Consider the following 8498-nt stretch of genomic DNA (forward strand, 5'->3'; position numbering starts at 1 on the left):
CGAGGACGGCCGACATGTGTGGGCTGTCCGCGGTGCGCTGGAAGCACCCGATGATCCCGACCTCAAGGCCGAGGTGGCCGATCTGCGCCGGGCCGGACAGCTATTCGACGATGTGGGCGCGCAACTGGTGTCGGCGGCTGCGGCGCTGCTGAACTGGCATGCCAGTAACCGGTTCAGCTCAGTGGACGGCTCGCCAACCAAGTCGATCAGGGCCGGTTGGGCCCGGGTGAATCCGGTTACCGGTCACGAGGAATTCCCACGTATCGACCCGGCGATCATCTGCCTGGTGCACGACGGCGGCGATCGCGCGGTGCTGGCCCGTCAGACGACATGGCCCGAACGGATGTTCTCGCTGCTGGCCGGTTTCGTCGAAGCGGGGGAGTCCTTCGAAACCTGTGTGGCCCGGGAGATCCGCGAGGAAATCGGGCTGACCGTCAGCGATATTCGCTACCTGGGCAGCCAACCGTGGCCATTCCCGCGATCGCTGATGATCGGCTTCCACGCGATCGCCGATCCGGCTGAGCCGTTCGCGTTCAACGACGGCGAGATCGCGGAGGCCGAATGGTTCACCCGCGATGAGATTCGAGCCGCACTGGCACTCGGCGACTGGAGCAGCGACTCAGAGTCCAGGCTGCTGTTACCCGGATCGGTGTCGATCGCGCGGGTGATCGTCGAATCCTGGGCCGAGGCCAGCTGATTTAGCCGGCGAGCTTGGCCAGCTTCGCCTTGACCTCATCGGCGCCCGGGTTGGTCAGGGTGGACCCGTCGGCGAACTTCAGCGTCGGTACGACGTGGTTGCCGCCGTTGACTGAGCCGACGAAGTCCGCGGCTGTGGGGTCCTGCTCGATGTCGACCTCGTCATAGGCGATGCCGGCCGATTTCAGCGCCGTCCTCAGCCGGTGGCAGTAGCCGCACCACTGCGTGCTGTACATGGTGATGGAAGCATTGCTCATAGTCGTACAAACATAGATGGTCTCGCTGGTATGCCGCGGCGTGGCGCTGCCAGACGTTTGTCGGCCAGCACTGCCAAGATGGACGCCATGCCGGTGATCGCGGACTCCTTGATTGCCGACCTCGACGACGAACAGCGCGAGGCCGTGCTGGCTCCCCGCGGCCCGGTCTGTGTTCTGGCCGGCGCGGGCACCGGTAAGACCCGCACGATCACCCACCGCATCGCCCAGCTCGTCGCGACCGGACACGTCGCCGCGGGTCAGGTCTTGGCGGTGACCTTCACCCAGCGGGCGGCCGGCGAAATGCGGACCCGGCTGCGGGCACTGGGAGCCAACGCGCAGACCGGTGTCGGTGCGGTGCAGGCGATGACCTTTCACGCCGCCGCGCACCGGCAGCTGCGGTACTTCTGGCCGCGGGTCGTCGGCGACACCGGTTGGCAGCTGCTGGAGACCAAGTTCGCCGTCGTCGCACGCGGGGCCACCGGCGCGGGCCTGAAGCTCAGCACCGACGACGTCCGCGACGTGGCCGGTGAGATCGAGTGGGCCAAGGCCTCGCTGATCTCACCCGAGCAGTATCCCGACGCGGTAGCGGCCGCGGCCCGTGATGTTCCGCTGGACGCCGCAAAGGTTGCCGCGGTGTACGCGGCCTACGAGTCGCTCAAGTCACGTGGCGATGGAGTTGCCCTGCTCGACTTCGACGATCTGCTGCTGCACACCGCGGCCGCGATCGAGGACGACGCCGCGGTCGCCGAAGAATTCCGAGATCGCTACCGCTGCTTCGTCGTCGACGAGTACCAGGATGTCACCCCGCTGCAGCAGCGCGTGCTGTCGGCCTGGCTGGGCGACCGCGACGACCTGACCGTCGTCGGCGACGCCAACCAGACCATCTATTCGTTCACCGGGGCCTCGCCGCGCTACCTGCTGGACTTCTCGCGGCGGTTCCCCGACGGGACCGTGGTGCGCCTGGAACGCGACTACCGGTCCACCCCGCAGGTGGTGTCGCTGGCCAACCGGGTGATCGCCGCCGCCCGCGGACGGGTGGCCGGCAGCAAGCTGCATCTGGTCGGCCAGCGTGATCCGGGACCCGAGCCGACGTTTCGTGAATATTCCGACGAGGTCGCCGAAGCCACCGCGGTGGCCAAGTCGATCAAACAGCTCGTCGAAGCCGGCACGCCGGCGTCGGAAATCGCGGTGCTGTACCGGATCAACGCGCAGTCGGAGGTCTACGAAGAAGCGCTGACCGAAGCCGGAATCGCGTATCAGGTCCGCGGCGGCGAGGGCTTCTTCAGCCGCCAGGAGATCCGCCAAGCCCTGCTGGCTTTGCAGCGGGCGGCCAACCGCGACGCCGACGGCGACGTCGCGTTGCCCGAAAGAGTGCGCGGGCTGCTCGAACCACTGGGTCTGACGGCCGAACCGCCGACCGGAACGCGGGCCCGGGAACGCTGGGAAGCGTTGGTAGCGCTGGGCGAATTGGTCGACGAAGAGGTGGCACACCGGCCGACGCTGGACTTGCCCGAGTTGATCGCCGAGCTGCGGACCCGCGCCGACTCGCGTCATCCGCCGGTGGTGCAGGGAGTCACGCTGGCTTCGCTGCACGCCGCCAAGGGGCTGGAGTGGGATTCGGTGTTCCTGGTCGGATTAACCGACGGCACGTTGCCGATTTCGCATGCGCTGGCGCACGGGCCGGAGAGCGAAGCCGTCGAGGAGGAGCGTCGACTGCTCTACGTCGGAATAACAAGGGCCCGAATGCATTTAGCGCTCACCTGGGCGCTGTCCCGCAACCCGGGCGGTCGACAGAGTCGTAAGTCGTCACGTTTTCTCAACGGCCTGTCGCCGCAGACCCAGGCCGACCCCACTCCGAACCGGCCGCGCCGCAATCGCGGGCCCGCGTCGCGCTGCCGGATCTGCAACAACCAGCTGACCACTCCGGCGGCGATCATGCTTCGCCGCTGCGAGACGTGCGCCGCCGACATCGACGACGAGCTGCTGCTGCAGCTGAAGGACTGGCGGCTGCGCACGGCCAAGGAGATGAATGTCCCGGCCTACGTCGTATTCACCGACAACACGCTGATCGCGATCGCCGAACTGCTGCCCACCGACGACGCCGCGCTGGTCGCCATCCCGGGCATCGGCGCTCGCAAGCTCGAGCAATTCGGCCCAGATGTGCTGGACCTCGTCCGCGGCCGGGGCTAAAACCGCTGGTCAGAAAATCGCTTGCCCTGTCGAGCTGCTACGATTTAGCCTTCAGACGCAAGGTCCACGCTTTGCAGCAGCTTCTAGATGAGAGGAGGGAGCCACGATGATCAGCATCAACGTATTCGGTGTACGCCAGGTCGGCGACGCTGGCTCCCGCCATGCTGCCCATGCCGCCGCCGCATCGGCGGCGTCGCACAAGCGCATCGCCGCCGCGACCGAGCGTCCGTGGATTGGGGCTCTACCCAGGTAAGCAGCCCACTCATTCGCCAAATGGCCACGGACCCGAAGTCACCAGGATCCGTGGCCAAAGTTTTTCCAACGACAGCCCGCCACTGGTCTTCGATCCCCGCAATATCGCCGCCAGACCAGGAAGCAGGTGAACAGGACATGTCGACCTCGACAGTCCCCGACGAGCAGCTGCCGGAGTTGCCCTGTCACGTCAGCGATCCCGACCTGTGGTTCGCTGACAGCCCGTCAGAGTTGGAGCGCGCCAAGGCGTTGTGTGCTGACTGCCCGATTCGCCAGATGTGCCTGGCCGAGGCGCTGGAACGCGCCGAACCCTGGGGAGTATGGGGTGGCGAGATTCTCGATCGTGGCTGCGTCGTGAACCGCAAACGGCCCCGCGGACGTCCCCGCAAGGACTCGATCGCCGCCTAGAACACCGAAATATGTTGGGGTAGCGTACTTTTAGACGGCAGCGGCTTCGGGTTCGGCGAACCCGGGAACCAGCTCCTCGGACAGCTTCTGAGTCGGCACGTGAGCATCCAGCTGACACAGGATCGCCATCGACGAGGCCAGCACTCGCATCGGGATCGCCAGCTTGGGTGGCAGATTCATCTGTCGCGCCGTCTTGATCTGGGCTACACCCTGGTTCAGCTGACGATAAGTCATCCGCTGCAGCCACTTACGCGTGTAGTGGAAGACCTCGACCTCGACCGGTTCGACGTATTGGCGCAGCATCTCGTCGATGTCGCGCACCGACACCTGCTCACCCTTCTGGATGAACCCGACCTTCTCCATAGTCGGCAGCACCATGTCGTAGTTCTTGTCACGGGCGTACCGGATCGTCGCACCGAGCTCGACCGGGAATCCGCCGGGAAGCGGTGCGACGGCACCGAAGTCGATGACGCCCATCTTCTCGTCGGACATCAGCATGAAGTTGCCCGGGTGCGCGTCGCCGTGGATCATCTCGATCCGGCGTGGTGAATCGAAGATGAAGGCGGCCAGCCGAGTTCCGAGCAGGTCGCGCTGTTCGACGGTCCCGTTGCGGATGATCTCCGACATCGGAATGCCGTCGATCCACTCCTGGATCACGACTTTGGGGGCACTGGCCACGATGCGCGGGACCACGAAGTGCGGGTCGCCGTCGTAGGCCTTGGCGAACGCGCGTTGATGTTCGGCTTCCAGCCGGTAGTCGAGCTCCATCTCGGTGCGCTCGATCAGCTCGTCGACGATGCCTTCAACGTCCACGCCCGGCGCGAGTTGTTTGACTACGCCGACCATGCGCCGCAAGGTCTTCAAATCGGCTCGCAACGCCTCGTCAGCGCCGGGATACTGGATCTTGACGGCGACCTCCCGGCCGTCCGACCACACGCCTTTGTGCACCTGGCCAATGCTGGCCGAGGCCACCGCGGTGTCGTCGAACTCGGAAAACCGTTGACGCCATTTGGTACCCAACTGCGCGTCGAGCACCCGGTGCACCTTGTCGGCGGGTAGTGGCGGCGCATCCTTTTGCAGCTTGGTCAGCGCTTCGCGATAGGGCTCGCCGAACTCCTCGGGGATCGCGGCTTCCATCACCGACAACGCCTGGCCGACCTTCATCGCACCGCCCTTGAGCTCGCCCAGCACGGTGAAAAGTTGGTGGGCGGCCTTCTCCATCAGCTCGGCGTTGACCTCATCCTGCGACTTCCCGGCCAGCCGTTTGCCGAACCCGAGCGCTGTGCGGCCGGCTATGCCGACCGACAGGCCGGCCAGCTTCGCATTGCGCGAGGCACCCTTACGTTTGATCTCTGACACGTGTCCATCATCCATGACGAGCCTGTGCTTTCCCCCTCAATCAGACGACGGCCGCTGTCAGCAGGAACACAGTGGATGTTTCGGCCACTGTCGCACCACAATCGACCCGGCGTGGACGTCGAATTCGAGGGTGGCATTCAACGACGTGGGCGGCTCGGATTCGGCCCCGCGGACTGCCCCGATCACGCGGTTGACCTGGCTGAGCGCGAGGGCCGCGGTGGCCAGCAGGGTCGCGCGGTCGGCGACTCCCACGGTGTCGCGCAGCTGCGCGGCAACGGCGGGCCACGCCGCATCGCGGTCCCTACGGTGCAAATCGGCGCACCCCAGGCAGCTGGTCACGCCGGGGACGACCAGGGGGCCAACCAGTCCGGTGCCGTCGCGCACTCGCACCGCGAGGTGCGCGACGCCCTGACTGTGCAGGTCGCGCAGCATGCGCGGGTCGGCGACGAGATTGTCCGACAGCACCACCAGGTCGGCGTCGGCAGCTGTCACCGCGGCGTGCGGCTGGTTGCTTTGCTTGATCCTGGCGCCCGAACACCGCAGCCCCTCGGCCAGCAGTTCTGACAGCGGTCCGCGGCCGTGCACCCGGATCGACGCCGACCGCGTCGCGCGCTGGCGGGCACCACGGGTGGCGACGCCGGCGGTCACGAGCTGCGCGAGCAGGTCGTCCAGCTCGCCGGGGCTCACGTCGGAATGGCGTTGCAGCTCGCTGATCGATACCGGCGAATGCATGGCCCGCAGCAGGGTGGCCAGCCCGGCGGCGGTCACGCCGCGCGGCGGCTGGATCAGCACGGCGCGGCGCGGACTCCACCCGAGCTGCACGGCCCCGTCGGGCCGGAGCAGCACCGGTAACGCCGGATCCAGCGTATACAGCGACGGCGTGGGCTGCGCCATCCTGGCACTGTGCCACGGCCGTCAGCAGGGACAGCTCAGCTATCCACAGCGCCCGGGCCGCTGTCGCTGTCGGGGTCGGGTCGGTGGTAATTCGCCAGCACGGATGCATCGGCGCCGACCCCGGCTGTTCAGCGGCGGCCGGTGGCCGGGGCGAGGCGGGCCATCCCGCGCACAATCCACGGTGCGCGCGTCGCGATCACCTCGACAGCGCGATCCGATCGACGCATCGTCGTCCGACGGCCAGGAGTGGGCGTTGACGCCAGTTCCGCCTCAGGCGATCCCGCCCGCGCGCCGTGGCGATCCACCGCCAGCAGTTCCCAGGTGCCGGGCACGCCACGCAACTCGACGCTGCCGCGGTCCTCAAAACCTGTGCCCGACCCGACAACCAGGTCACGCACGGTGCGCGAGACAAGGATTTCACCGGCGCCGGCTTGGCCAAGGATCCGCGCCGCGATGTGTACGGCGAGCCCGCCGATATCGTTGTCCAGCAGTTCGCATTCGCCGGTGTGGATGCCAGCGCGGATCTGGATGCCCAGGGTCTCGGCGTCATTGCGCAGGCCCTCGGCGCAGCGGATGGCCTGCGTCGGGCCGTCGAACGTGGCGAGGTGGCCGTCGCCGGTGCTCTTGACCACCGTGCCAGCGAACCGTTCCGTTAGGTCATCGGTGATCTCACCAAAGCGGTGCAGCACCGCCCGCCATCGCTCGTCGCCGCTCGCTGCGGCATGTTGCGTCGACGCGACGATATCGGTGAACAACACGGTACGCAGGGCGCGATGAGACTGCGCCGGCGCCGCATGGCTGCCGGTGAGGAACTCCTCGATCCCGGCCAGGATCTTGTCGGGCTCGGTTAAGAACGGTGCGTGGTCCGCACCCTCGACCTCCAGGTACCGCGCGCCGGGGATGTGGTCCGCGAGGTACCGGCCGCCCTGCACCGGAACCGCGTTGTCCTCGCGGGCATGGATGACCAGGGTTGGGGCGGTGAGCGTCGGCAGGATTGACCGCACGTCGGTCCGAAACGCCGCTTCGAATGACGCCCGCGCCATTCCCGGGCTCGCGCTCATGCGCTCCAGCATTCCCAGCTGTCGTGTCGACCGGACCGACGGCGCGCTGATGCTGGCTGCGGCACCACTGCCCCACCCGGAGCGCACGGCACGGCCGCCTCGCTGGAAGCGGGCGAGCTGCTCAATCGACGGCGTGTAGTCCTCGCCCAGCTCGGCAAGGAAGCGCGCCCGCAGTTCGGCCGGGTCGCGATCCATGTCGTCCCACCCCGCGATGCCCCAGTACGGGATGGTGCCGGAGAGGATCAGCGCCCGCACTCGCTCCGGCCTTGTTGCGGCGAATATCATCGCGACCGGTCCACCGTCACTCAGACCGGCAACGACGGCCTGCCCGAAGCCGGCTGCGTCCATGACAGCCTCGACCTCGGCGGCTCGATCCTCCAGCGTGCGAACTTTTGGCACCGGGTCCGACAGCCCGACCCCGGCCTTGTCGAACAGGGCGACACGACAGAACGTGCCGAGCTGCTCCATGAACGCTTTGAATTGGGGGAGGGTCCAGGCCAGCTCCACGTGGCTCACGAACGGCTCGACGACGACCAGTTCGACCGGCCCGTCGCCGAACACCTGATACGCCAGGCTCAGATCGCCGCACGGTGCGTACAACGTGTCCGGCATGGCATGAGCGTACTGCTGAGCCCACCGCTCGCCGGGGCACGAGTGATAGCCCCCGGGTATTCCACCTGGCGATTGACTAGGCAGCTAGTAGCACCGCAGTCGGCTCACCGGTTACGCCAAGGCGCCCGTCGGGCCGCAGCAGCACCGGTAGCTCCGGATCCAGCGCATACAGCGTCGGCGTGGGCTGCGCCATCCCCGCACTGTGCCACGGCCGTCAGCAGGGACAGCTCAGCTATCCACAGCGTCCGGGCGGCTGTCACTGTCGGGGTCGGTGCCCCGCTCGAATTCGGCGATCGCCGAAACCTCCGTCCTCAACGATGTCGACGACTCAGACACCGCCAAGCCCGCCGGCATCGGGTGTTTATCTGCGTTCGGTGGCCGGGGCGAGGCGGGCCATCCCGCGCAGGATCCAGGGTGCGCGCCTCGCGATCGCCTCCACGGCGCGGTCCGAGCGGCGCATCGCGGTCCGTCGACCGGGGGTGGGAATTGACACCAGTTCCGCCTCAGGCGATCCCGCCCGCGGGCCGTGGCGATCGACCGCCAGGAGTTGCCAGGTGCCGGGCACGCCGCGCAGCTAGACGCTGCCGCGGTCCTCGAAGCCCGTGCCCGAGCCGACGACCAGGTCACGCACGGTGCGGGAGACGAGGATTTCGCCGGCGCCGGCCTGGCTGCAGATTCGCGCGGCGATGTGGACGGCGATGCCCCCGACGTCGGCGTCGAGCAGTTCGCATTCGCCGGTGTGGATGCCGGCGCGGATCTGGATGCCCAG

Annotated in this window: 8 protein-coding genes and 1 pseudogene; 4 read left to right on the forward strand and 5 right to left on the reverse strand. The window is 67.5% G+C overall.

What is annotated here, in order from left to right:
* On the forward strand, positions 1-697 hold a 697-nt coding region (nudC, locus tag VN856_RS18220; RefSeq protein WP_325691537.1), incomplete at its 5' end, for an NAD(+) diphosphatase.
* Position 698: 1 nt separating this feature from the next.
* Here nudC and mrx1 read toward each other — a convergent pair.
* Complete coding sequence (mrx1, locus tag VN856_RS18225) at positions 699-953, reverse strand: mycoredoxin Mrx1 (RefSeq protein ID WP_325691539.1); 255 nt, start codon at positions 951-953, stop codon at positions 699-701.
* A gap of 87 nt (positions 954-1040) precedes the next feature.
* Between mrx1 and VN856_RS18230 the strand changes: the two genes are divergently transcribed.
* The 3 genes from VN856_RS18230 to VN856_RS18240 all read left to right on the forward strand — a co-directional run bounded on the left by VN856_RS18230 (position 1041) and on the right by VN856_RS18240 (position 3803).
* Entirely contained in the window at positions 1041-3143 is a 2103-nt protein-coding gene (locus VN856_RS18230) for an ATP-dependent DNA helicase UvrD2 (protein WP_325691541.1), read from the forward strand.
* 106 nt (positions 3144-3249) lie between these two features.
* The gene (locus VN856_RS18235) at positions 3250-3396 is read left to right on the forward strand and encodes a hypothetical protein (protein WP_325691543.1); all 147 of its coding nucleotides are present in this window, start codon (positions 3250-3252) and stop codon (positions 3394-3396) included.
* A 137-nt stretch (positions 3397-3533) separates the two neighbouring features.
* Positions 3534-3803, forward strand: a complete 270-nt coding sequence (locus VN856_RS18240; RefSeq protein ID WP_325691544.1) for a WhiB family transcriptional regulator — start codon at positions 3534-3536, stop codon at positions 3801-3803.
* A 30-nt stretch (positions 3804-3833) separates the two neighbouring features.
* Here the strand turns inward: VN856_RS18240 and VN856_RS18245 are convergent, their stop codons facing one another.
* The 4 genes and pseudogenes from VN856_RS18245 to VN856_RS18260 form a co-directional block, all read right to left on the reverse strand.
* Positions 3834-5177 (reverse strand): ABC1 kinase family protein, encoded by a 1344-nt coding sequence (locus VN856_RS18245; protein ID WP_325691546.1) that lies wholly within the window; start codon positions 5175-5177, stop codon positions 3834-3836.
* 42 nt (positions 5178-5219) lie between these two features.
* A complete protein-coding gene (locus VN856_RS18250; protein WP_325691547.1) occupies positions 5220-6056 on the reverse strand; it encodes a cyclodehydratase in 837 nt (278 codons plus the stop codon).
* Positions 6057-6184: 128 nt separating this feature from the next.
* Entirely contained in the window at positions 6185-7729 is a 1545-nt protein-coding gene (locus VN856_RS18255) for an adenylate/guanylate cyclase domain-containing protein (protein WP_325691549.1), read from the reverse strand.
* Between the two features lie 361 nt (positions 7730-8090).
* Positions 8091-8498 (reverse strand): annotated as a pseudogene (locus tag VN856_RS18260) (adenylate/guanylate cyclase domain-containing protein); the annotation flags it as partial.

It is taken from the genome of Mycobacterium sp., from assembly GCF_035603715.1.
Taxonomy (GTDB): Bacteria; Actinomycetota; Actinomycetes; order Mycobacteriales; family Mycobacteriaceae; genus Mycobacterium.

What these genes read in the sequence shown, in the direction of transcription:
- mrx1 (WP_325691539.1), bottom strand. Translation starts at nt 953, where the DNA reads ATGAGCAATGCTTCCATCACCATGTACAGCACGCAGTGGTGCGGCTAC.
- VN856_RS18230 (WP_325691541.1), top strand. Translation starts at nt 1,041, where the DNA reads ATGCCGGTGATCGCGGACTCCTTGATTGCCGACCTCGACGACGAACAG.
- VN856_RS18235 (WP_325691543.1), top strand. Translation starts at nt 3,250, where the DNA reads ATGATCAGCATCAACGTATTCGGTGTACGCCAGGTCGGCGACGCTGGC.
- VN856_RS18240 (WP_325691544.1), top strand. Translation starts at nt 3,534, where the DNA reads ATGTCGACCTCGACAGTCCCCGACGAGCAGCTGCCGGAGTTGCCCTGT.
- VN856_RS18245 (WP_325691546.1), bottom strand. Translation starts at nt 5,177, where the DNA reads ATGGATGATGGACACGTGTCAGAGATCAAACGTAAGGGTGCCTCGCGC.
- VN856_RS18250 (WP_325691547.1), bottom strand. Translation starts at nt 6,056, where the DNA reads ATGGCGCAGCCCACGCCGTCGCTGTATACGCTGGATCCGGCGTTACCG.
- VN856_RS18255 (WP_325691549.1), bottom strand. Translation starts at nt 7,729, where the DNA reads ATGCCGGACACGTTGTACGCACCGTGCGGCGATCTGAGCCTGGCGTAT.